Origin of the sequence: Clostridium puniceum, from assembly GCF_002006345.1 — a bacterium.
GTDB lineage: Bacteria > Bacillota > Clostridia > Clostridiales > Clostridiaceae > Clostridium > Clostridium puniceum.
Window position 1 is genome coordinate 58,775 of the sequence record NZ_LZZM01000053.1, and the last position, 23,234, is coordinate 82,008.

Consider the following 23,234-nt stretch of genomic DNA (forward strand, 5'->3'; position numbering starts at 1 on the left):
ACATAAAAAATTAAATAATAAAATTAATATATTATAGAGCAGTTTTTTAGAATTATTATAAAAATACACACTATTTATTGAATAAATAAGATTTTCAGATATAATAAAACTAGTAATTGTAGTTTATATAGAATTATAGATAAGATTATAAGACATTTGTATAATATATTAATAATAAATTATATGAAATTAGGAATAAATTATGGAGGTATACCATGGATGATACAATGATAAAATGCGAAAATGTATCTTTTAAATACATAAAAAATTCAGAAGGAATTAATGAAGAAAGATATGCTGTAAAAAGTGTTGATTTAGAAGTAAAAAAAGGTGAATTTTTAGTTATACTAGGTCATAATGGTTCGGGCAAATCAACAATAGCTAAGCATATGAATGCATTAGTTGTCCCAACAGAAGGTACAGTTGTAGTAGATGGTCTTGATACAAGTAATCCAGAAAATGTTTGGAATATTAGATCCAGAGCAGGAATGGTTTTTCAAAATCCTGATAATCAGTTAGTTGCAACAATAGTTGAAGAAGATGTGGCTTTTGGTCCTGAAAATTTAGGTGTTGAACCATTAGAAATACGCAAAAGAGTTGATGACAGTTTAGAAAAGGTAGGTATGACAAAGTATAAGAGACATGCGCCACACCTTTTATCGGGTGGACAAAAGCAAAGAATTGCAATAGCAGGAATACTTGCAATAGAACCTCAATGTATAATTTTTGATGAACCAACAGCAATGCTAGATCCATCTGGAAGAAGAGATGTGCTAAAAAACATTAAAGATCTAAATAAAAACCATGGAATGACGGTAGTATTAATAACCCATTATATGGATGAAGCAGCTCAAGCAGATAGGATTATAGTAATGGATGGTGGAAGCGTTAAAATGGAAGGGACACCAAGAGAAATATTTCCACAAGTTGATCGTATGAAAAAGATTGGATTAGATGTTCCACAAGTTACTGAATTGGCTTATGAATTAAAGAAGTCAGGAATAAATATCAATGAAAAAATATTAAATGTAGATGAGATGGTGAATGAGTTATGTCAATTAAAATAGAGAATTTAACACATGTATATATGCCTAAAAGTCCATTTGAAAAAGTTGCATTAGATAATATATCATTAGATATAGCAGATGGGGAATTCTTAGCTTTAATTGGGCATACTGGTTCTGGTAAGTCAACTTTAATTCAACACTTTAATGGATTATTGGAAGCTACGAGTGGGAAAATAGTTGTTGATGGAGTAGATATTACAGATAAAAATGCAAAATTAACTAATATACGTAAGAAGGTTGGTTTAGTATTTCAATACCCAGAATACCAACTTTTTGAAGAAAACATAGCAAAAGATATTGAATTTGGCCCTAGGAATTTAGGTCTCTCAGAAGATGAAATTCGCAATAGAGTAATTAAATCTATGGAAATGGTTGGACTAGATTATGAAACTTATAAGGATAAGTCACCATTTGACTTGAGCGGTGGACAAAAGCGAAGAGTTGCTATTGCTGGTGTTATAGCAATGCAACCAACAACATTAATATTAGATGAGCCTACAGCTGGATTAGATCCTAAAGGTAGAGATGACATATTAGCTCAAATAAGTAAATTACATAAGGATTATAATATGACCATAATAATAGTTAGTCATAGCATGGAAGATGTTGCAAACATTGCAGAAAGAATTATTGTTATGAACGATGGTAAGGTTGCATTGCAAGGGACTCCAGCTGAGGTGTTTAAAGAAGTTGAAACATTAGAGAAGATCGGGCTTGGTGTACCACAAGTTACCTATTTAGTTAGAGAATTAAGAAAAAAAGGATTTAATATATCAGATAATATATTTACAATAGACGATGCAAAGAAAGAACTTTTGTCTATTCTAAAGACAAATAAGATAGAGGAGGAATAGGCAAGTTATGTTGAAGAATATTACTATAGGGCAATATTTGCCAGGGGAATCTTTTATTCATAAATTAGATCCTAGAACAAAAATTTTAATATCCATGCTTTTTATTGCATGTCTATTCATTATTAATAAATTTATTGGATATACTGTCATTGTTGCATTTTTATTTGCAGTTATATTAATAGCTAAGATTCCATTTAGATTTATTTTTAATGGATTAAAACCAATCTTTTTATTGGTGGCATTAACTGCAGTTTTAAATATATTTATGGGTAGAGGTCCAGAAGGAACAGAAATTTTTAGCATAGGTTTTTTAAAGGTTTATCCTGAAGGCCTAAGAGTTGCAGCTTTTATGGCTATAAGATTAGTACTGCTAATAGTAGGAACATCTTTATTGACATTAACTACTTCACCTATTGAATTGACAGATGGTATTGAAAAATTACTCAAGCCAATTGGAAAGGAAATAGCTCATGAATTAGCGATGATGATGACAATAGCATTAAGATTTATTCCAACATTAGTAGATGAAACCGATAAGATAATGAAAGCACAAAAGGCTAGAGGCGCTGATTTTGAGTCAGGCGGGCTTATGAAGAAGGCTAAGAGTTTAGTACCACTTTTAGTACCTTTATTCATAAGTTCTTTTAGAAGAGCTGATGAATTAGCTATGGCCATGGAGGCAAGAGGATATAGAGGTGGATCTGGAAGAACTAGAATGAAAGTATTGAGTTTTTCGTCTAAGGATGTAGTTGCTTCTATTGTGTTTGCAATTCTATGTGCATGGTGTCTACTAGTTAGATTTGTTTTTAATTAAGATTAGAGGATATAAATGAGAAATATAAAATTAATAATTGAATTTGATGGGAGTAACTTTTCTGGCTGGCAAAGACAACCTAAGGGAAGGACTGTTCAGAAGGAAATAGAAATGGCAATCTTTAAGGCAACAGGTGAAGAGACAATGATTAATGGAAGCTCTAGAACTGATGCTGGTGTTCATGCACGGGACATGGTTGCAAACTTTTTTACAAATAGTACAATACCAGGGGAGAAGTTCCGTGAAGCTATAAATACAAGATTACCAGAGGATGTATCTATTATAAAATCAGAAGAAGTAGAAGAAGATTTTCACGCTAGATATTCTTCAAAGGGAAAGACATATTCATATACCATTATTAATAGATATGAAAGATTATCCTTAGGACATCAATATTTGTATCATTGTAAATATAATTTAAACGTTGATGAAATGAGGGAAGCTTGTAAATATTTTATTGGAACTCATGATTTTAAGGCATTTATGTCTCCAGGAAGCTCTATAAAGACAACTACAAGAACTATTCAAGAACTTTATATAGAACAAAAAGGTCATAGGATAAAAATATTTATAACTGCTGATGGTTTTTTATATAATATGGTGAGAATAATAGTAGGAACCTTAATAAAGGTTGGTAATGGAAAATTAAAGGCTGAAGATATGGAAAATATAATAAAAGAGAGGAATAGAAAACAAGCAGGTATGTGTGTTCCCCCAAATGGTTTAATATTAGAAAAAGTTTTTTATTAAATGGCAAAAAAATGTTGACACGCCCGTATGCGTGTATTATAATTAGTTTGTTTGTTAAAACATTTATGTATATAAGATCCACTAGCCCCGGGTCTTGACATAAACAAATTTACTTCAAAGAAGTAAAGTATTAATGTAAGTTCAGGGAGGGAAACAGATGAAATCATACATTGCTAAAGCAAGTGAAGTTCAAAGAAAATGGTATGTAGTTGATGCTGCTGGTAAGCCACTAGGTAGAGTTGCTAGCCAAGTTGCTTCAATTTTAAGAGGTAAAAACAAGCCAACATTTACACCTAATGTTGACTGCGGAGATTTTGTTATTGTTATTAACGCAGAAAAGGTTGTATTAACTGGTAAGAAATTAGATCAAAAATTATTAAGAAAGCATAGTCTTTATCCAGGCGGATTAAAGGAAACTCCTTATAGAGTAGTATTAGATAAGAAGCCTGAATTCGCTTTTGAGGAAGCAGTAAGAAGAATGCTTCCAACTGGTGTTTTAGGAAGACAAATGTTAAAGAAATTAAATGTATATAGAGGTGCTGAACATAATCATGCAGCTCAACAACCAGAAGTACTTGAATTAAAGTATTAATACCGTCTCGGGAGGAGGAATAAGAAATGGCAAAAGTTCAATACATGGGAACTGGAAGAAGAAAGAAATCAGTTGCAAGAGTAAGACTTGTACCAGGAAATGGTAAGGTTACTATAAATAAAAGAGAAATTGAAAACTTTTTTGGTTTAGAAACATTAAGAGTTATCGTAAATCAACCATTAGTTTTAACTGGAACTAAGGATAAGTTTGACGTATTAGTAAATGTTCACGGTGGTGGATTTACAGGTCAAGCAGGAGCTATTAGACATGGTATAACTAGAGCATTAGTTAAATCTGATGAAGCTTTAAAATCAGAATTAAAGAAGGCAGGTTTCTTAACAAGAGATCCAAGAATGAAGGAAAGAAAGAAATACGGTCTTAAAAAAGCAAGAAGAGCTCCTCAATTCTCAAAGAGATAATATTTGGAGTTACAGAAACCCTACAAACACAGTGTTTGCAGGGTTTTCTTATATATAAAATCTTATGAAAACACATTATTTTTTACCTATAACTAACACATAACTAACACACAACTAACAAATTATTATATTAATTCGATAGCTTTTCGAAGCTCTTCAATGTCTTTATGAGTATAAATTTTTTCAGTAGTTATGAAGCTATTATGACCAATTAATTTTTTTATAGAAGTTGAATTTGCTTCGGCATTATTCAACAAAGTAGCAAATGTATGTCTAGCATCATGTGGCTTATGAGACATTCCCAGTTGTTCCATTATAGGCAAGAATTTTTCTCTATAATAATTATCATATAGCATTTGCTCATCTTTAAAGTTAGTTACTAAATATTCATACCCTCTATTAGCTCTATTAGCCACCATATTAAAGATTTTAGGGTTAATAGGTATAATCCTGTCTTTACCTGCATCAGTCTTAATACCGCCTTTTATAGTTCTATTATCAAAATCTATATCAGAACTCTTTATTAACAGCAATTCACCGACTCTTAGACCTGTATAAATCATTATTAAAATTGTATCTACAAATGGAATTTCTTTTTCAACTTCAAACAATCTTTTTATTTCATCTGATGAGAAAGGCTTTCTAGAAGATCCTTCTGTATTTTTACCAATATCAACATAGTCAGAGTAATCTTTTGATACTATGTCATTTTCCATGGCATATTTGAAAAGTTGATTGTATAAACTTTTTATTTTTCTAAGAGTCCCATGTCCTTTATTACAGTTAGTTATTATATCTTGCATATGCATTGTTTTAATATCAACAAATTTCATAGAATGTAATCTTTCAGATAGTTTATAAGATGCATTATATCCATTAATAGCAGATCTACTTATACCTTCAAATTTATTTTCTTTCCATTTCTCAAATACTTCTGAGAAAGTAATTGTACTAACTTCAATTGAATAAGGATTCCTATTGAAATCTGCCAGGGCAGCAATAGCATCTTTGCTACTCTCATAGTATCCTATAGTCCTATATAATTGTTTTCCATTATCATCCCAACCAATTGTTTGTCGAGCAATAAAAGGCTTTCTCCTTTTTCCTTTAAGTTTATAAACACTTCCATATCCATTAGGGTTTCTCATTAGCATAATCAAATCCTTTCTTTATCTTACTATTATAATATTACATATATTTAATTAAGTAATTAAATTGAGTTAAAGTAATTATTTTAGACCATAACATTTAGTCTAAATACAACAAGTTTCATAAGGGATTTCCTTTTCTCTAAAATTATTTTTTATATTGTTATATTTAACTTCATCATGGATTATAGATAAGATTTTATATTCTAGAATTTCGTTAGTCACATTAAAGCAATCACACATATCATAAGGCGTAGATATGCAATTATATAATGCTTGTACAAAATCTTCGTCACTTATTAGAAAATTAGCAGCCCATGATTTTGCCCTGTTTTCCTTTTTGTTTTTTTGAAGTTTTTCAGAATAAGATTTAGACTTCTGAGGCAAATTTCCTAATGTAGTGAAATGATGCCCTAATTCTTCGCTTATTATAGATGCATATTTACACCTATAATTGATAATTGATTTATCTATTAATATAGTTGGAGGAATACCACGAATATTTATATAAATTCCTTTATTGTCATTATAACGTATTGTAGTTTCCTCAATATTTATATTTTCTTTTTCAATTATTTCAAAAATTTTGATTAATTTCCTCATAAGTCTTTCACCACCATTATCAGTATTTCTGATATTATTATAATATACAGAATGTATGTTCGTCAAATCGATATAAAATAATAAGGTGTTCGTTATGAACACCTTATTCCTATAATAAAATTTTATTAAGCAAAATTTAGTACAATATTTCGTAATTGTTCTTCATAAGAATACAAATCATTTAGTGTATCTATATAATATCTCTCTTGTCCTTTTTCATTGGTTGGTAAAACGATAGATTTTTTTGTACCTAGATATAATCTACATATCCATTTTCTTGTATTATTTTTATATAAGATACCAAAATAAGTTTCAGTATCTTTGTATGTAATGTCATTTGGGTCAATAGTTGTTCTTAAAATTGATTTAATTATTGCAAAGCTTTCAAATTCATCAGCAGTAGTAACAATTTTATTTGTATCTATTGCAATTTCTTCTTTAATATCATCGCTATCATTATTTAACTTAGAATCACCTTTAAGTGTTTCAGCAAATTTAGTACTCAAAGTTTCAGTTATCAATTGACCATAGGCTCTTTTAACAATAGGTAGAAACTTTTCTACTACAGTAGCAGTTTTTCTGCCTTCATATATATGGCTTAAAATGTAATTAGCAAAATCTTCTGATGGTGAAGTAAGTTGCTGTTTTAAGAAGTCCTTTATTAAATTAGAATATTTAAGTTCTTCAGCTGTGCTTAATATAGAATTGACGTCTAAAGAATCTCTTTCAAAATTTTTCAAATATGAAATTTGAGTATCATTAAGATTTAACAAATCAATTTCAAAGAAAGGTTTTTGATCCATTTTATTTGTCTCATCTAAATCAGTAAAAAAACGATATTTAACGCCATTAGTTAAAACTCCAAACTTAGCTTTTGATGAATTAAAATATCTAAATAATTGAGCTCCATGCTTGTCTAGATTATCATTACATGCTTTAGCTTCAACCAAGATTATAGGTTCATTATCTATTATAATAGCATAATCCACCTTTTCACCTTTTTTTATACCATAGTCTGCATCAAATTCAGGACAAAATTCTAAAGGATTAAAAACATCATACCCCAATATTTGAAAAAAAGGTAATATTAATGATTGTTTTGTTCCTTCTTCTGTTTTAATTTGATCTATTATTTTTTCTATTCTCTCTGACAATGTATAAAGTTTTTCTTTGATTTCCATTATAAATCCTCCTTAAGTCAAATTAATTATTTCATATTATGATAAATTATTACAGTATATATTTAAAAATATAGGTGTTCGTGAAGAACACCGTATTTAAAAATCTATTTTTTATATTTTTGTTTAATATATTCAACAAACCCATTAATCTCTTTTATAGCTTCTTCAGGAAGATCATCATAATCAGTATCGCTATGAAGTGCAATAGTGATATTAGGATCTTCTGTATAGTTTTTTATATCTGTTTTCCCTAATAAATAATCAGTTGAAACATTAAAGTATTCTGAAAGCTTAATTTTAATTTCATCACTGGGGGTTCTTTGATTTGATTCATATTGTGAAAGTGTGCTTCTTGCAATATTAAATTGTTTAGCAAGATCTGTTTGAGAAACTCCTTTTTCTAATCTTAATTTTTTTAATCTTTCACCTAAATTCACAGTTAAACCTCCATTTCACAAATAGTGAATATTACTAATTATATTTTATCATAAATAATTAATTTAGATTTCTTTTTCACAAAATGTGAAAAAAATATTGACATTCACATATTGTGACATTATAATAAAAGTATAAGTTCACAATGTGCAAACAAGGAGGATGATATATGAACAATTTGATAAAACAATACAGAGAAAAAGCCGGATTAACTCAACAAGAGATGGCAAAACAGCTTAAAATAGCTGTTAGTACATACAATATGATTGAGAATGGTAAAAGAGGAATTTCTCTCTATAATGCAAAAAGAATATCAGTGTTATTAAAGGTATCAATTGATGATCTTTTTTTTAAAAAGGTTGTTCACAAATAGCAAACTACATTTATATTTTAATACTAATAAGGAGGAAAATAAATGGTACAAGAATACAGAAATATTTACCAAATAGCGAGAGAGTCAACAGGTTTAACTCAAGAAAAATCATCAGAACTACTAGATATATCTGTTGATAGCTTAAGAGCCTACGAAGGAGATAGAAGAACTCCACCAGATCGTATTGTTATAAAGATGATTGAAATTTATGATACACAATATTTAGCATATCAACATTTAAAAACAAGTGCCGAAATTGGTCAAAAATATTTACCTAATATTGAAATAAAAGAACTTCCAATTGCCATATTAAAACTTCAAAAAGAAGTTACAGATTTTATTAAGTGTAAGGACTTGATGATTCAAATTACGTGCGATGGAATCATAGATGATTCCGAAAGACCTCAATGGAATCAGATAATGAAGGAATTGGATGATGTTGTTGAAGCTATTATGGCTTTAAAGTTTGCAAAATAGATTAAGGAGTGATTACAAAATGGTTGGGAATATAAAAGTAGAAAAAGCAGCTGTAATAATGGGTAAATCTCAACAGTTTGTAAGGATAGGATTACAACGAGGATTATTACCATTTGGAACAGCTATTAAAATGTCAAGTATGTGGACTTATCATATAAGCCCAAAACTATTTTATGACTATGTAGGGTTAGAGTTTAAAGAAATAGAAGGAGGAAATGAGAATGTGCAAAATTAAATGCCCACACTTTATCCACAATAGCCATAAATTACGTAGCAAAATTGTTGATAAACATTTTAGAAAAGAGCACTTAATTAAAGTTTGTTGTGGAGAGTATAAAAAATGTAATTTATGTAAGGGGGAGAAATAGTGCAAGAGTTTGAAGAGTTTTGTGGAGGGAAAGGTATTTCAAAAGATTATGATGCAATAAAAAAATTTAATGAAGACTATGGCTATGAATTTATATTAAGATTTGCAGATATCTATAATGATTCCATTAATGAAATTAAAACAATCAAAAAGGCAATTGATGGGCTAGAAAATTGGAAGAAGAAAAGCTGGTTCAAGCTTCATGAAACTCAATATGAAATAAATTTTTTTGGTTGTGATAGGGCTAGAGACGAAAATCCACTAATAAAGGTAACACTTCCAAAAGCAAAACAAATGTTAAAGGAATCATTAATAAGATATAAGGCACTAAATTCTATTTTCTTAAATATGAAAAGAGTATTTGGGAAAGATGATGATAAATATTTAGAGGAATATTTAAATGTTGAGGAATAAAAAAGAACCTTACATAAAGGTTCAAGTATGTTTGAGATACGGACTGCCATCCGTATCTCCATTATAAATTATTTGATTGGAGATGTAAAGATATGAAAGTTATAAGTTTTTTAAATATAAAAGGTGGAGTTGCAAAAACAACTTCATGTGTAAATGTTGCAGCAGAGTTAGGGAAACAAGGTCATAAAGTATTAATAATGGACTTAGATCCACAAAGTAATTCTACCAAGTACTTAAATATGTATAATCCTAGTACCAAAGGAACATATGAATTGCTTACAGGTGAAGATATCAAAATACAAGGGACAATATATGAAAATCTTTGGATTGTTCCAGCAAACATAAATCTTATTATGAGTGAAGCTGAAATACTTGCAGATACGAAGAAAGCTAGAGAAACAAGGCTTAAGAAATGGCTCAATAGTAAGAATGAAGATTCATTTGAGTATATCTTAATTGATTGTCCTCCTAGTTTAGGAATGTTGTCTATTAATGCATTGGCTGCTAGTGATTATGTTATTGTGCCTTTAAAGATAGATAAATTTGCACTTGATGGTTTTGAATATTTAATGAGTAGTATTCAAGGAGTGAAAGAAGAATTTAATGATAAATTAAAAATGTTAGGTATTTTGATAACAATGGATAGAGCTACAACAATTAACAGAGAAATCAAACAAGAACTTAGAGATGAATTAGGAGATATGGTATTTAAACAAAGCATAAGAGATAATGTGGCTGTAATTAAAAGTACCTTTAATACTACTCCAGTGATTTATTTTAATGCAAAGGCAAATGCATCTAAGGATTATAAAAGTTTTGTGGAGGAAATGAAGCAATGTCTTATATAAAGGGGATAGCTGATAGGATAAATGGAGTAGAAAAACAAGGATTTACACAGGAACTAGATATTAATCTTTTAGTTCCTTCACAAAATAATTTTTATGGAATTAGAGAAATAGAAGAGCTTGCAGAATCGATTAAAGAAAATGGATTAATGCATAATTTAGTAGTTAGAAAGCTATCAAATGGTACTTATGAGGTTATTTCAGGTGAAAGAAGACTTCATGCAACAAAGTTATTAGGATATAAAACATTACCATGTAAAGTTAAAGAAATTAATGATTTAGATGCAGAGATAATGCTTATACAGGCAAATGTTGCACAAAGAGAATTATTACCCACAGAAAAAATGGAAGGAATTAAACGTCTTAAGGCTGTATATGAGCAAAAGAAAGCTAATGGCGAAGAATTACCTAAGGGAAAACTTAGGGACATAATAGGGCAGGATATGAATCTTTCAGGTGTACAAGTAGGTCGTTATCAAAAAGTAGATAAGGATTTAATTCCAGATCTAAAAGAAAAGCTTGATAAAGAAGAAATAACATTAACTCAAGCCCATACATTAAGTAGTTTATCAGAAGCAGAGCAGGAAATTATTCATGAAGAAATTAAAGCTTTAGATCCTAAAGAATCTAAAGAAGAGGTTGAAATTTTGATTAATGGAATTAAACAACCTGTTGAAAGTGACAATGATAAAAAAACATTTGCTGAATTGTATTTACCTAAAGTTAAAAAGAAGTCTGAAAGCGAATTAAATTCTTTTGAATCAAGGTTAGAAGAATTAAAAAAATTAATGAATAGTCATGAAAAAGTAAAACTTGTAATTGATGATTTCAAATTTAGTGCAATGTTAAATATAAAAGAATTTGCAATTAATTATAGGACACTTGAATTTTATTTAGAAGGTCAAAGAAATGTATGTAAAATAATATTTCAAGACTCCGATCCTAATCAATTTAAAAGGGTTGAAGAAATACATTATGCTGGTGGGAAAATAGAACCAAAAGCGGCATTTAAGATTACTTTTGATACGTACTTATGGTTTAAGAATTAAAAGTAAAGAAGGAGGTTCTTTATGAAATTTACTCATTTAGGCTTTAGTCAAGCGAGAGCTATTGAAATGGATTTGGATGATAAGGATTTAGCAATATTAAGATGGTTTGTTGATTTTAAGGATAGTAAGAAAATAACTAAGAAAATATTTGATAATGAAGTATTTTATTGGGTTAAATATGAAGCTGTTATTGAGGAATATCCAATTTTTAAATTTAAAAAGGATACTGTATACAGGAGACTTAAAGGACTTGCGAATAAAGGCGTATTAAAGCATAGAACATTAAAACAAGGTGGAGTATGGAGCTACTATTCACTTGGAGATAATTATATTGAATTAATTTCAGATGAAAATATAGACATTGAAAAGGAGAAGATTCAAGAGGGAATAAATGAAAAAAAAGAGGTCGGAAATAAATCCGAGGTGTTCGGAAATGAATCCGAATTAAACGGATTGAATCCCGGAACGAAAAGGGTCGGAAATAAATCCGAACTAAACGGAAATAAATCCGAATCAAACGGATTTAAATCCCGAACGAAAAATCCATCTACTATATCCATCTACCATAATATATATAGTGCAAATGATGCACAAGATATTTGGAGTATATATCCTAACAAAAGAGGAAAGTCTCAAGCTATTAAAAAAATACCTAAGATTTTAGATAAGTATGGTAAGGAGCAGATAACAAGGTGTGTTGAAAGATATGCAACGGAAGTTCAAGGAAAAGATATGCAATTTATTCTTAATGGATCAACATTCTTTAATGGGAGATTTGAAGATTACCTTGATGATAATTATAAATTAGCTCCAGTTATAGATATAAATAAAAATAATGCTGAACCAAAAACAATAAAAATAGATAAATCAAAGTTTGGAGCGTTGTGATATGGAGAATTTAAATAGAATATTGCCTAATAGTATTGATGCAGAGCAAGCAGTTTTAGGTTGCATAATAAATAATTCAGATAAATTGCTAGATATTGAATTTTTATTACTAGATGATTTTTATGTTAGTAAACACAAGAAAATCTACGAGATAGTAAAATCACTTTTTAACAGAGGAATAGGAATAGATCTAGTTACAGTTTTAGAAGAAATAAGAAAGAAAAGCTTACTTGATGAATGTGGCGGAGTAACATATATAACAGAATTAGCAACATCATATTTTGAAATTGTTAATGTTAAAACATATGCAGATATAGTTAAAGAAAAATCAAATAGGAGAAAATTGATTAAAGCAAGCAGATTTCTCTTGGAAAGTGCTTATGAAGAAGACATAAAAAGCATTATTGATAAAACTGAAAATAATTTGTATGAAATATCAAGTAATCAAAATACAAATGATGTTGTAAAGATAGATAAAGCAATGGAAGAAACACTTAGAGCATTAGAAGAAAGATATAGAAATGGTGGGAAACTTATTGGATTATCAACAGGTTTTTCAGATATAGACAAAATAACATGTGGACTTATAAAAAAAGATTTAATAATAATAGCAGCAAGGCCATCGATGGGGAAGACAGCTTTTGCATTAAATTTAGGACAAGTAGCTTCAAAGGATGCAAGTGTAGCAATTTTTTCTCTTGAAATGTCTAAAGAGCAATTAACGGATAGACTTTTATCAGCTCAATGCTTGGTAGATTTCGGCAAGGTTAGAACTGGTCAATTAGATATTGATGAATTTGAAAAAATTGCTATTGGAGCTAATGAGATAATGACAAGAAAATTGGTATTAGATGATACAACAACACTTTTAAGTGATATAAAAGCTAGATGTAGAAAGTTAAAAATACAAAGTGGACTAGATCTTGTAATTATAGATTACTTGCAACTTATAAGAACAACATTGAAAACAACAAGTAGAGAACAAGAGGTCTCACATATTTCAAGGGAACTTAAGGCATTAGCAAAGGAATTAGATATTACTATGATTGCATTATCACAACTATCAAGAGCACCAGAGCAAAGAGCAGACCACAGACCAACATTATCTGATTTAAGAGAATCAGGATCTATAGAACAGGATGCAGATGTAATACAGTTTCTTTATAGGGATGAATATTACAACAAGGAAACAGAAGATAAGAATATTGCTGAAGTAATTACAGCTAAAAATAGAAATGGACAAACAACTACAACCAAGCTTGCGTGGTTAGGACAATTTCAAAGATTTGGTTGCTTGGACGTTATAAGGGGATAAAATCAATGGATAAAAATGGTGAGATTATAGATAAAGTTGTTAAGGCATATTTTGAAGAACCTGATAAAACTCTGAAAGCAATTTTTAAAGAATATACAGAAGGTTTTTCAGAGGATGAAACAAAAGCTTTTTATGAAAGATTAAAAGAAATAGTGAATTAATATACTTGCAGGACTAGGTGGCACATTAGTAGGGATTACAAATTGCTAATGTTAAGGTTGCTGCAAATAAAAATACAAGGGGAGTAATCCTCTTGTAGAAAATAAGGTGGGAATATGGATATTAAGAAAATAAACAAAACAATTGAATATACGTTCCTTGAAGCCTGGGAAAAGAGTATTGATGATGAAAATGTAGTTATTACTAGCAAGTTCAGTGATGATAGTTACAAAATTGATATATTTGCAAAGAAGAATAAACTTAAATTTTATAATCCAACAATATCTTCATGGCAATCATGTACTTATGTGTTACCAGAAGAGATATTTAATGCTTGGTATATTACAAAAATGGAGAGTGAGAAACATGAGAGGATGGCAAATTAGATTGATATGCAAAACATTTATACTTTGGTTTAATCCCGACACATTTGAATTTAGGGCAGTTAATAGGGGAAAGAAATAATATTAAATATGTAAAGTGAAGGAGGCAGAGCAATGATTAAGTTAAATTTTTATTTTGAATTAGATGAACGATTAGAAATTGCAGTAGATGAAGATGGAAATTTTGGCAAAGCATATGTTTGTTGCAGTATGGAAGTAGAAAAAGAACCTACAGCAAATCAAACGCAAAAAATTGAAAGCATATATAGGAAGTTAGTGGCAAAACAAATTAATGGATTTATAGATTTTATTACCCCAATTACACAAGAAGAATATAAACAAAATGTCGATGAAGATTAATACCGAATATGTAAATATGAAGTAAATTTAAGGAGGGAATTGATATGGTAACAGAACAAGGAGATATGATAATTAGGATTCAAAATTTACTAACATTAAGTAAGAGTTCTAATGAAAATGAAGCTCAAAACGCTATGATGATGGCTCGAAAGCTTTTGATAAAACATAAATTGTCAATGAAAGATGTTGAGCAATATAAAAAAGAATCTGTAAAAGTAGATGAAAATAGAACTGGAATAAAATTTAGAGGTTCAAGTTGGAAGTCAAATTTATCAAGAGTAATTGCAGATAACTTTGGTTGCTTCTTATTTTATAGGGCAGGAAAGACACGTGAAGTTTGTTTTTATGGAAAAGAAGAAGATGTTATGATTTGCAATATAATGTTAAAGTATGCCATCAAATCAATAAATTTAAATGGGGATAAGCTAATAAAAAAACTAAAGCAAGATAAAAGAAGGAAGTATTTTGATGGGATAAAAGCTGACTATGCTTTAGGATTTGTAAGAGGACTAGATGAAAGATTTAAGGAACAGATTAAATCTAATGAGGAATGGGCATTAGTTATGGTGAAGGAACAAATTGTAATAGATAAATATGAAGAATTTTCAAGTGACTTTACATCTATACAAGTTAATGCAGATTATAATAAACATTTCTTTGCTTTTAAACTTGGAAACGAAGATGGCAAAAACTTTGATATTTCTAATAAAATTGAAAATGAAGTAGAAGAAAATGAATTGTTAGGATAATTCATTTGTCTATTGTAGAAAGTGTAATGCAAATTTTTAGAGTACTTGGATAAATACTTTTCTAAAGACTAAAAAAATGTATTACATAATACCACAAACGGATGCAATATGGAGGGAAATAAGTAAGTATTAGAGGAAGGGGAAAAAGGATGTGATTAAATTCATTATATATGGTTCAGTACTGTTAAGTATGTTGGGTATTCTTAAATATGTAGAAAAGAGCTATTTGTGGAAAGCTCCAAGAGCAGTTATAGATATAACATTTGTAAAAACATTAAGAGTTCTTAATTCGAACTTAGGATATCAAAGGTTTCATTCGGCATATCCAACTCCAACGTTTATAGAAGAAATTTTAGAAAAATGTGAGTCAGAATGTAACATGAAATTTATTGAATATATTATCTATTTAAAAGTATGTCAAAAGCAAATGTTTTTTCATCATTTTAGTAAAAAGAAAAAAGATATTATTATAAAAGAAATTAGTAATAAGTTTCATATACGAATTGATTATGAAATTTTGCAAACATATCTAAATGCGTCTTTCAATGAACTAGCAGAAAATTTAGGCTATGAACTTGAAATGAAATTTGCTAAAGAGCTTGTTTTAAAGGAGTAAAGGAGAAATGCAGAATTTGTAGATATTGTGCACTAACTAGGGGGTGAAAATTTGATAAATCAGATAATAAATGATGATTGCTTAAATGTTCTAAAAGAAATAAAAGATAATTCAATAGATTTAGTTATTTCTGATTTACCTTTTGAAATGACAGAGAATGAATGGGATAAGATTATTCCAATAAAATCAATGTTCAAAGAATTAAATAGAGTAATCAAAGATAATGGAGTTATTGCTCTTATGTCAGCTGGAATGTTTACTGCAGAACTAATGACAGCTAATAAAAAATATTATCGGTACTCGTGGATCTGGAAGCCTAAAGAAAAAACTAATTTTCTAAATGCAAATAGGATGCCGTTAAGGCAGCACATAGACATACCTATATTTTATAAGAAATTACCAGTATACAACCCACAAAAGACTACAGGACATAAACCCATGAACAAATATACTAAACATAGTTCGGATGGTTCAAATTACGGGAAAACTAAAATCGGTACTTGTGGGGGAGGAAATACAGATAGATTTCCAACTACAATAATAGATATTCCATATAAAACTATAAAAAATGATGAAAGATTACATCCAACTCAAAAGCCTGTAGAGCTTTATGAATACTTAATTAAGACTTATACAAATGAAAGAGGTACCGTATTAGATATTACAGCAGGAAGTTGCGTATTAGCAGAAGCTGCAATAAATACAGATAGAAATTATATTTGCGTTGAAAAAGATGAAGAGTACTGCAGAAAAGGTAAATTAAGAATTGAGGAATATATAAAAAATGGACAACAATTAAAAATTATTTAGTTATATAAATTGTTCTTTGAAAAGTGAATAGTGCGGTATTGGGAGATATGTTATTATTTAGTAAAGAGAAAATATTTAAGGAGTGTTTTTTATGACAGATATACAGATTAAAGTTTTAAAATCTCTTTGCGAAGATGATAAATCAGCTATTGAGTTGTGTAAAGAACTTAGTATAGAACCTTCTCAAAATAATGAAGGCGGTTATTATAATGCATTAAACGAATGTATTAGATACCATACATCTGAAATTAGTAATAAAGTTGAAATTTATTACGGCAAAGATACACCAGTAGATAAGTCTATGTATACCATTAATGACTCAGGAAGAGAATATATTGAGGAATTCATGAGAAAAGAGAAAGAAAAACATCGTACATATGTTATTGGCATTACTGGGATAGTAGTTGCAGCAGTTGCAGTAGTTGTGTCTATTATTATCAGTTATTTGAAGTAACATATGGCAATGTTATAAAAAATTAATATTATCATATAAAAATATCGCACTATTCATAAATAAGAATAGATTTGCGGTATTTTTTATTTAAAATACTACGCAATACTCAAAGATTAGCAGGGAGGTTTAATTTATGACAGAGCAGCTTTCAATGTTAGAAGAAACACGGAAAGAAAAAATAAAAAAGCAAATAAAGCAAGCAGTTGCTAAAGGGATAATTCCAGAAGCAACTGTAATTATAGATAATGATGAAAGTGAGGTAGAGCAATGTCAGTAGATTGTTATAAAACTATCGAAAAAACAAATGTTGCTGAAGTTGTAGAGGCAGCATTAGAAGATGATTATATTATAGCAGTACCTATAGAGCATTATAGTCAAGATGAACTTAAAGAATTTACTAATAAAGCAAAAGAAAACAATTTATTAGTGACCATAAAAGCAGAATATAGCAATGCATATCAGGGCGTAATAGTTCAATTAATAAAAAAAGATATTGCTGATAAGTTTTTTAAATATCTTTAGTATGCAGAACAATACTATAAGCAAGTGAGGTGATTTAGATGTTTGGGAGTAATGGAAAATAATACACTCTGCTAAGTAGTTTTTAAATTTAGTGTAGAAATGAGTGAATAAGCATGAGTCAAGTGATCCAAATAACATTAATAATATGTGCCACAATTATAATTGTTCAAATTTTGGGGCTTTTAATGATTAAAAGTTTACGCAATAAAAATAATAAACCCCAAATTGAAAGAAATACCGATAAATTTAAGTATTTTAAGAGTTCAACATATGTAAAAGATTTTTTTAAAAGTGAGGCAAGACAAATGAGTAATCAAAAAATCGGAAATATAATATCAACATGTAAAAAGGGTGTTCTTATTGGACACCTTGGGAATAAATAATGTTAAAGAAAGGGTGAAAAAACAAATGAGCAGCCTAAACGAAGAAGCCAGTATAAGGTTATTAGGGAAATTAACATTGTTATTGCCTATATTAGAACAAAATTTCTCTTTACAACTAGAAGTTAAAAAGACAATTGATGAAACGCTTTATGATTATGAGGTGCAAACTAAGTGTACTGATTTAATTGCAAGTGATATAGAAGAAAAATCGGTCATATATCTAGCTTGCAAAAAGTTAGAAGGTTTAAGCCAAAAGACATTAGATAATTATAGATTGTTTTTAATGAAGTTAGATCAATTTTTTAATAAACCTTGTAGTACAATTTCAACAATGGACTTAAGAATGTTCTTAGCATTTATGGGAGAAGGTAAACAAGCAACAACAATTAACGGATATATAACCATGTTAAAAGGTTTCTTTGGATGGTTGCAAGCAGAAGAATACATTTTAAAAAATCCAGCATTTCAATTGAAGCAAACAAAAGTTCCAAGGGTAATTTTACAAGGCTATAAAGCAGAAAATGTAGAAAAATTAAGAGAAGCTTGCAAAACAGAAAGAGAAAAAACACTATTTGAACTTTTGGACAGTACAGCTTGTCGTATATCAGAATTAGATAACATTAAACTAGATGATATAAATTGGCAAGAAAAAAGCCTCATAGTAAATGGTAAAGGTAAAAAAGAAAGAATAGTTTACTTTTCTACTAAAGCTAAGTTACACATGCAAAAATATATAAATACTAGACAAGGAGAATCGGAATATTTATTCATATCAGAGAGAGGCAATTACAATCACATTAAAGTAAGAGCATTGCAATTAATACTAGGTAAAATTAAAAGTAGATCAGGAGTTGAGGAAAGAGTACATTGCCATAAATTCAGACGTACTCAAGCTACAAGGCTATTAAATAGTGGAATGAGAATTGAAGGAGTGCAAGGAATATTAGGGCATACCACTCCAAGCACAACTCAAATATATGCTCAATTAAGTCAAGAAAATTTAAGAAATGAATATAGGAAATTAGTTGTTTAGCAAAATAAAAAAAGTGTTCATGACGAACACCCTTGATTAGAGAATGCACATTGGAACGTCAGTTCTCTAATTAACCTATCTAAATTATAACATAAAATAAATAAGGATAGGTGATATAAATGGGAGAAATAAAAAATAAATTTGAATTATATAGAGATAGAGTTTGTAAAATCGAAAATAAGAATATTGAAATAGAAAATTTAATTATAAACGGAGTAAATGAGAATGATGAAGAAATTCAAAAATTACAATTAGATATAAAAAAATTAGAATTAGAAAATAAAAAGATAGATAACATATTAAAATTACTTCCTGAAAAAGATTATAAAGTTATAAGTCTTATTTATATACAAGGTAAAGAAAAAAATAAAGTGGCAAGAGAATTAGATAGAACTAAGAGGCAAATTAATTACAGCATAAACAAAGCGTTAACAAGAATTTCAAAAGGATTATGAGAATAAAAGTGTCATATTTCTGGCACTTTTTTGTTATATTTTTGTCGTATTTTTGTTCTGTTTTTGTTGTAAAAATTTCTCGAAAATTTCTCACATTTGTAATTCAAATGATGGTAATATAGGTACATAAATAAGTAATAAACACAAAAAACAATTTAATATTTCTCATTTTAATTTTATAAAACTGAAGAATGTCCAGTTTAATGGTTTGGGTGAACTATATTCATTTTTAAGGTGGTGGAACTTTTGAATGCTAAAACATATAAAAATCAAATAGAAGAATTGTATTTAAATGGGTATGATGCAAGTCAAATTGCAAAAAAGCTTAAAAAGAATATTGAAGCAGTTAGAAAGTACATCCAAAGAAATTTAAGTCATTTAAATTATAGGCATAAGATTGCTGTAATAGAAAGACGTGAAATAATTAGAGCTACCAACTATGAATCCAATAAATTCATGGGAGATAGTACATTCATAAAAAAGAATAGATCCATATATAAGACCAAACTTGATGGAGATATTGTAATTAATAGAGATATAGCTCCAGTTGTTACATGGGATACACCTAAAAGATTAGTAAATGAAAATAAGGTCAGATAAATTCGAAAGAGTTGTTATATTAGTAAATAATATAGCAGCTCTTTTTAGTGGTTTTGGAGGAAGTATATGAGGGTAAAAGATGTTTTAAAAGAAAATGATTTTAGCAATCACAATAAACTCAGGAATATGAAGAATGAGAAGAAAAATGAGAAATTAAGTGAACACGATATAAGAGAATTAATGTCTCACTCTAGCTATAAAAGACACAAAGGAGCGATAAAGCAGGTGAAATAATGGAAAGAATAAGAGATTGGGAGAAGGGTACAGCAGCACCAATACCACAAAACAAGTATGAGAGATTTAAAGAAGAATTAATTGAATATAGTAAAAAGTATGCTGAAAGAAATTTGATTTTATTTATATTAGCCAGAGCAACAGGCTATAGGATGCAAGATCTAGTTGAGCTTACAATAGCTGAAATAAAAGATTCATTAGACAATGGATATTTTTTAATACAAGAATCAAAGCAATACAAGCAATGGCTTGCTAATTTAAATAGATATCCAAATAGAAAGAAGCCTGAAAAGCGAAAAGTCTATATTGGCAATAACTTAGAAAAATATTTGAGAGATTATGTTAAAGGTAAAAAAAGAGCAGATTATGCTTTCCCTTCAAATAAATCTAAAAATGGTATTGAGCCAATAGAACAAAAGTCATATAGCTCAGTACTTACTGAAGTTGGAAAAATTATTGGATTAAAACATATTAGTGGTCATAGTCCTAGAAAAACTTATGCTACTAGAATATACGAAAGGTCAGGCGGAGATCTAGAAAAAGTTAGAATTGCATTAAATCATCAATCAATTGAAGAAACAAAAAGGTATTTGGGTATTAAAGAAAAGATGAAAGAAGATGCAGCCAAAATTGCTGATGAAGATATATAATCCGTAAAAAATAAAATGGTACTTATTTGACTAAGACATAAAAAACATCTACTAATATATGTGCTTTAAAAATGATATCAGTAATCCTCCATGTTATTACCTATTGTAAGAAAAATGGAAAGTAACCTTTGAAGTTAGTAAAATCAATGTATTAGGCTGTATTAGTGAATTATAGAGAATTTTTGAAATTTTAATTATATCATTTTAGGGTTAAAAGTGACGGAAAACAACTCAATTATTATCTCTAAAATATTTTGAAATCTTATTTCAGAGATAGTTAACGATAGTATTATTTTTTTATTGTTTAAGAAGGTGGTAAAATGAGCAGACCAAGAAGTCCAAATAGAGATAAAGCATATGAAATATACAAAAAATTTAATGGGAGAATAACATCTAAGGAGATAGCAACCTTATTAAATGAAAATGAGAATAATATAAATTGTTGGAGAACTCAGGATAAATGGAGAAGGAGGTTTAATAAAGTCGGCGCACCATATGGTAATAAAAATGCAATTGGGAATAAAGGCGGAGCTCCTAAAGGAAACATAAATAGTTTTAAGATAGGAAATTACACCAAAAGAATACCGTTTGCAGTTAAAACCATAATGGAAGAACTAGATGTACCTGATCCAATTGAAAAGCTATGGAAAAGCATTTGTTTACAAGAAGCTAGAATAATTTATATGCAGAATATAATGCATGTTGAAAGTAAAGAAGATACTACTAAGGAACTTAAGAAAACATCTAATGGAGAGAAGATGTGGAGTGAAGAGTATGAAATACAATTTGCTTGGGATAAAGAAGCAAATCTTATGAATACTCAATCAAAAGCAATGAATACTTTAGCCAAACTTATTAAGCAGTATGTTGATATGGTTAATGCTAATTGGGATCTAGCTACTGAAGAACAAAAGTTAAGGATTCAAGGATTAAAGAATAAAGTAGATAATCCAGAATTTAAACATAAAGTTGAAGTAGATAAAGAAAAATTAAGATTAGAGAATGAAAGATTTGAGCATCAAAAGAAAGTAGATGAATCAAAGAATTGGTAGGTGAATATTATAGATGGCTACATATGCAATACTACAAACATTCTATGCTTCAAGCAAATGGAGAAACTTTAGGTTGAACTTAATTTTAGAAAGAAGTAAGGAACATGGCGGAGTTATTTGTGAGAAGTGTGGAAAGTTAATAGTTAATCCCATAGACATACATGCTCATCATAAAACAGAATTAACTACTGAGAATGTTAATGATCATAATATAAGTCTGAATCCAGAACTAATAGAATTAATATGCCATGATTGTCATGATAAAGAGCATCATAGGTTTGGGTATAAACCACCAAAGAAAGTATATCTAGTATATGGTCCACCTTTATCTGGAAAGAAGACATTTGTAAAAGAGAATATGGAACGTGGAGATATAGTAATTGATATGGATAAATTATATGAAGCAGTAAGTATGCAACGTCCATATGATAAACCTAATAATCTATTAACTAATGTAATAAACATAAGAACTTTATTATTAGATAATATAAAAACTAGATATGGTAAATGGTATAATGCTTGGATCATTGGAGGATATGCAGATAAGTTCAAAAGGGAAAGGCTAGCAGAAGGGATAGGAGCGGAATTAGTTTATATAGAAGCAACTAAGGAAGAATGTTGTGCGAGGCTTAATGTAGATATAGATAGAGAACATATGATTATTGAATGGGAAAAATATATTAATGAATGGTTCGATATGTATTCGTAGTCCCCCCATATTCGTAAAAAAATGCTTTGCTACAAGACCGTATAGGGGACACAATTTCAACGCAAGCTGCAAATTTTGAAAATTAGTTGAGAGTTTTTTAAAAGGTCTGAAATAAATCAAGCTATTAGGAGAATATGAAAAAATGACTAAAAAAGAAGCATATAACAAAGAATTAAATAAATTAAATGAAATATTTCAAGATGTTGAAGAATCTGATAAGAAGCTGGTTGAGGGATTAATCCAAGATGCAGCTTTTTTATATGCAGAAAATTATTCGTTAAAAAAGATTTTAGATGAAACAGGAATGATTAAAATACATCCTGATAATCCTAGTCTACAGAAACCTTTACCAATAGCTAAAGAATATAGGCAAAATCTTAATAGTTATTCTATTGTAGTTAAATCTCTTAGTAGTGTTCTGCAAAAGAAAATTGATGATGACGATGATGATATGGGTGACTATGAATAGGAGTG

Annotated in this window: 36 protein-coding genes; 32 read left to right on the forward strand and 4 right to left on the reverse strand. The window is 29.1% G+C overall.

Annotation, left to right across the window (positions count from 1 at the left end; all coding sequences use genetic code 11):
- The first annotated feature begins 215 nt into the window (after positions 1-215).
- The 6 genes from CLPUN_RS04620 (at position 216) to rpsI (ending at position 4,496) form a co-directional block, all read left to right on the forward strand.
- Positions 216-1,067, forward strand: a complete 852-nt coding sequence (locus tag CLPUN_RS04620) for an energy-coupling factor transporter ATPase (RefSeq protein WP_077846185.1) — start codon at positions 216-218, stop codon at positions 1,065-1,067.
- Positions 1,052-1,921: an energy-coupling factor transporter ATPase gene (locus CLPUN_RS04625; RefSeq protein WP_077846186.1), complete on the forward strand. Its 870-nt coding sequence runs from the start codon at positions 1,052-1,054 to the stop codon at positions 1,919-1,921. The genes CLPUN_RS04620 and CLPUN_RS04625 overlap by 16 nt, the downstream gene beginning before the upstream one ends.
- Before the next feature lie 7 nt (positions 1,922-1,928).
- Positions 1,929-2,735, forward strand: a complete 807-nt coding sequence (locus CLPUN_RS04630) for an energy-coupling factor transporter transmembrane component T family protein (protein ID WP_077846187.1) — start codon at positions 1,929-1,931, stop codon at positions 2,733-2,735.
- A 15-nt stretch (positions 2,736-2,750) separates the two neighbouring features.
- Positions 2,751-3,485 (forward strand): tRNA pseudouridine(38-40) synthase TruA, encoded by a 735-nt coding sequence (truA, locus tag CLPUN_RS04635; RefSeq protein WP_077846188.1) that lies wholly within the window; start codon positions 2,751-2,753, stop codon positions 3,483-3,485.
- 157 nt (positions 3,486-3,642) lie between these two features.
- A complete protein-coding gene (gene rplM / locus CLPUN_RS04640) occupies positions 3,643-4,077 on the forward strand; it encodes a 50S ribosomal protein L13 (RefSeq protein ID WP_077846189.1) in 435 nt (144 codons plus the stop codon).
- Between the two features lie 26 nt (positions 4,078-4,103).
- A complete protein-coding gene (gene rpsI, locus CLPUN_RS04645; RefSeq protein ID WP_077846190.1) occupies positions 4,104-4,496 on the forward strand; it encodes a 30S ribosomal protein S9 in 393 nt (130 codons plus the stop codon).
- A gap of 125 nt (positions 4,497-4,621) precedes the next feature.
- Here the strand turns inward: rpsI and CLPUN_RS04650 are convergent, their stop codons facing one another.
- The 4 genes from CLPUN_RS04650 to CLPUN_RS04665 all read right to left on the reverse strand — a co-directional run bounded on the left by CLPUN_RS04650 (position 4,622) and on the right by CLPUN_RS04665 (position 7,865).
- Positions 4,622-5,650 carry a tyrosine-type recombinase/integrase gene (locus CLPUN_RS04650; protein WP_198944287.1) on the reverse strand — a complete coding sequence of 343 codons (1,029 nt, stop codon included), beginning with the start codon at positions 5,648-5,650 and terminating at the stop codon, positions 4,622-4,624.
- Positions 5,651-5,749: 99 nt separating this feature from the next.
- Positions 5,750-6,247 (reverse strand): Zn peptidase, encoded by a 498-nt coding sequence (locus CLPUN_RS04655; RefSeq protein WP_077846192.1) that lies wholly within the window; start codon positions 6,245-6,247, stop codon positions 5,750-5,752.
- Positions 6,248-6,372: 125 nt separating this feature from the next.
- Positions 6,373-7,428 (reverse strand): type I restriction endonuclease, encoded by a 1,056-nt coding sequence (locus CLPUN_RS04660; protein WP_077846193.1) that lies wholly within the window; start codon positions 7,426-7,428, stop codon positions 6,373-6,375.
- A 104-nt stretch (positions 7,429-7,532) separates the two neighbouring features.
- Positions 7,533-7,865, reverse strand: a complete 333-nt coding sequence (locus tag CLPUN_RS04665) for a helix-turn-helix domain-containing protein (RefSeq protein WP_077846194.1) — start codon at positions 7,863-7,865, stop codon at positions 7,533-7,535.
- A 167-nt stretch (positions 7,866-8,032) separates the two neighbouring features.
- On the opposite strand from CLPUN_RS04665, the gene CLPUN_RS04670 reads away from it, so the two are divergent.
- From CLPUN_RS04670 to CLPUN_RS04785, 26 genes are all read left to right on the forward strand, one after another.
- A complete protein-coding gene (locus CLPUN_RS04670) occupies positions 8,033-8,236 on the forward strand; it encodes a helix-turn-helix transcriptional regulator (protein ID WP_077846195.1) in 204 nt (67 codons plus the stop codon).
- A 42-nt stretch (positions 8,237-8,278) separates the two neighbouring features.
- Positions 8,279-8,713: a helix-turn-helix domain-containing protein gene (locus CLPUN_RS04675; protein WP_077846196.1), complete on the forward strand. Its 435-nt coding sequence runs from the start codon at positions 8,279-8,281 to the stop codon at positions 8,711-8,713.
- A gap of 19 nt (positions 8,714-8,732) precedes the next feature.
- Positions 8,733-8,948, forward strand: coding sequence for a hypothetical protein (locus tag CLPUN_RS04680; RefSeq protein WP_077846197.1), 216 nt, complete (start codon positions 8,733-8,735; stop codon positions 8,946-8,948).
- Between the two features lie 132 nt (positions 8,949-9,080).
- Positions 9,081-9,494: a hypothetical protein gene (locus CLPUN_RS04685; protein ID WP_077846198.1), complete on the forward strand. Its 414-nt coding sequence runs from the start codon at positions 9,081-9,083 to the stop codon at positions 9,492-9,494.
- A 92-nt stretch (positions 9,495-9,586) separates the two neighbouring features.
- Entirely contained in the window at positions 9,587-10,342 is a 756-nt protein-coding gene (locus tag CLPUN_RS04690) for a ParA family protein (RefSeq protein ID WP_077846199.1), read from the forward strand.
- Positions 10,330-11,388 carry a ParB/RepB/Spo0J family partition protein gene (locus CLPUN_RS04695; RefSeq protein ID WP_077846200.1) on the forward strand — a complete coding sequence of 353 codons (1,059 nt, stop codon included), beginning with the start codon at positions 10,330-10,332 and terminating at the stop codon, positions 11,386-11,388. Before CLPUN_RS04690 ends, CLPUN_RS04695 begins: the two co-directional genes overlap by 13 nt.
- A gap of 21 nt (positions 11,389-11,409) precedes the next feature.
- On the forward strand, positions 11,410-12,276 hold the full coding sequence (locus CLPUN_RS04700; protein WP_077846201.1) for a hypothetical protein: 867 nt from the start codon (positions 11,410-11,412) through the stop codon (positions 12,274-12,276).
- A 1-nt stretch (position 12,277) separates the two neighbouring features.
- Entirely contained in the window at positions 12,278-13,591 is a 1,314-nt protein-coding gene (gene dnaB / locus CLPUN_RS04705) for a replicative DNA helicase (RefSeq protein ID WP_077846202.1), read from the forward strand.
- A gap of 5 nt (positions 13,592-13,596) precedes the next feature.
- Positions 13,597-13,752, forward strand: a complete 156-nt coding sequence (locus CLPUN_RS04710; protein ID WP_077846203.1) for a MarR family transcriptional regulator — start codon at positions 13,597-13,599, stop codon at positions 13,750-13,752.
- 114 nt (positions 13,753-13,866) lie between these two features.
- Positions 13,867-14,136, forward strand: a complete 270-nt coding sequence (locus CLPUN_RS04715) for a hypothetical protein (protein WP_077846204.1) — start codon at positions 13,867-13,869, stop codon at positions 14,134-14,136.
- A gap of 111 nt (positions 14,137-14,247) precedes the next feature.
- The gene (locus CLPUN_RS04720; protein WP_077846205.1) at positions 14,248-14,493 is read left to right on the forward strand and encodes a hypothetical protein; all 246 of its coding nucleotides are present in this window, start codon (positions 14,248-14,250) and stop codon (positions 14,491-14,493) included.
- Positions 14,494-14,537: 44 nt separating this feature from the next.
- Positions 14,538-15,242: a DUF2786 domain-containing protein gene (locus tag CLPUN_RS04725; RefSeq protein ID WP_077846206.1), complete on the forward strand. Its 705-nt coding sequence runs from the start codon at positions 14,538-14,540 to the stop codon at positions 15,240-15,242.
- Positions 15,243-15,393: 151 nt separating this feature from the next.
- The gene (locus CLPUN_RS04730; protein WP_077846207.1) at positions 15,394-15,858 is read left to right on the forward strand and encodes a hypothetical protein; all 465 of its coding nucleotides are present in this window, start codon (positions 15,394-15,396) and stop codon (positions 15,856-15,858) included.
- A gap of 51 nt (positions 15,859-15,909) precedes the next feature.
- Positions 15,910-16,668 (forward strand): DNA-methyltransferase, encoded by a 759-nt coding sequence (locus tag CLPUN_RS04735; RefSeq protein ID WP_077846208.1) that lies wholly within the window; start codon positions 15,910-15,912, stop codon positions 16,666-16,668.
- 91 nt (positions 16,669-16,759) lie between these two features.
- Positions 16,760-17,122, forward strand: coding sequence for a hypothetical protein (locus CLPUN_RS04740; protein WP_077846209.1), 363 nt, complete (start codon positions 16,760-16,762; stop codon positions 17,120-17,122).
- Between the two features lie 133 nt (positions 17,123-17,255).
- Positions 17,256-17,399, forward strand: coding sequence for a hypothetical protein (locus tag CLPUN_RS27500; protein ID WP_158078704.1), 144 nt, complete (start codon positions 17,256-17,258; stop codon positions 17,397-17,399).
- Positions 17,390-17,644 carry a hypothetical protein gene (locus tag CLPUN_RS04745; protein WP_077846210.1) on the forward strand — a complete coding sequence of 85 codons (255 nt, stop codon included), beginning with the start codon at positions 17,390-17,392 and terminating at the stop codon, positions 17,642-17,644. Before CLPUN_RS27500 ends, CLPUN_RS04745 begins: the two co-directional genes overlap by 10 nt.
- 185 nt (positions 17,645-17,829) lie before the next feature.
- Positions 17,830-18,027, forward strand: a complete 198-nt coding sequence (locus CLPUN_RS04750) for a hypothetical protein (protein ID WP_143328975.1) — start codon at positions 17,830-17,832, stop codon at positions 18,025-18,027.
- 25 nt (positions 18,028-18,052) lie between these two features.
- The gene (locus CLPUN_RS04755; protein ID WP_077846239.1) at positions 18,053-19,060 is read left to right on the forward strand and encodes a tyrosine-type recombinase/integrase; all 1,008 of its coding nucleotides are present in this window, start codon (positions 18,053-18,055) and stop codon (positions 19,058-19,060) included.
- A gap of 119 nt (positions 19,061-19,179) precedes the next feature.
- Positions 19,180-19,515, forward strand: a complete 336-nt coding sequence (locus CLPUN_RS04760) for an RNA polymerase subunit sigma-70 (RefSeq protein WP_077846212.1) — start codon at positions 19,180-19,182, stop codon at positions 19,513-19,515.
- Between the two features lie 246 nt (positions 19,516-19,761).
- Positions 19,762-20,115 (forward strand): helix-turn-helix domain containing protein, encoded by a 354-nt coding sequence (locus CLPUN_RS04765; protein ID WP_077846213.1) that lies wholly within the window; start codon positions 19,762-19,764, stop codon positions 20,113-20,115.
- A 66-nt stretch (positions 20,116-20,181) separates the two neighbouring features.
- Complete coding sequence (locus tag CLPUN_RS27970; RefSeq protein ID WP_198944288.1) at positions 20,182-20,349, forward strand: hypothetical protein; 168 nt, start codon at positions 20,182-20,184, stop codon at positions 20,347-20,349.
- Positions 20,349-20,999, forward strand: coding sequence for a tyrosine-type recombinase/integrase (locus CLPUN_RS04770; RefSeq protein WP_077846214.1), 651 nt, complete (start codon positions 20,349-20,351; stop codon positions 20,997-20,999). Before CLPUN_RS27970 ends, CLPUN_RS04770 begins: the two co-directional genes overlap by 1 nt.
- A gap of 320 nt (positions 21,000-21,319) precedes the next feature.
- Positions 21,320-22,051, forward strand: coding sequence for a phage terminase small subunit (gene terS, locus CLPUN_RS04775; RefSeq protein ID WP_077846215.1), 732 nt, complete (start codon positions 21,320-21,322; stop codon positions 22,049-22,051).
- A 13-nt stretch (positions 22,052-22,064) separates the two neighbouring features.
- Positions 22,065-22,760, forward strand: a complete 696-nt coding sequence (locus tag CLPUN_RS04780; RefSeq protein ID WP_077846216.1) for an HNH endonuclease family protein — start codon at positions 22,065-22,067, stop codon at positions 22,758-22,760.
- Between the two features lie 142 nt (positions 22,761-22,902).
- Positions 22,903-23,229: a hypothetical protein gene (locus CLPUN_RS04785; RefSeq protein ID WP_077846217.1), complete on the forward strand. Its 327-nt coding sequence runs from the start codon at positions 22,903-22,905 to the stop codon at positions 23,227-23,229.
- Positions 23,230-23,234: the final 5 nt, after the last annotated feature.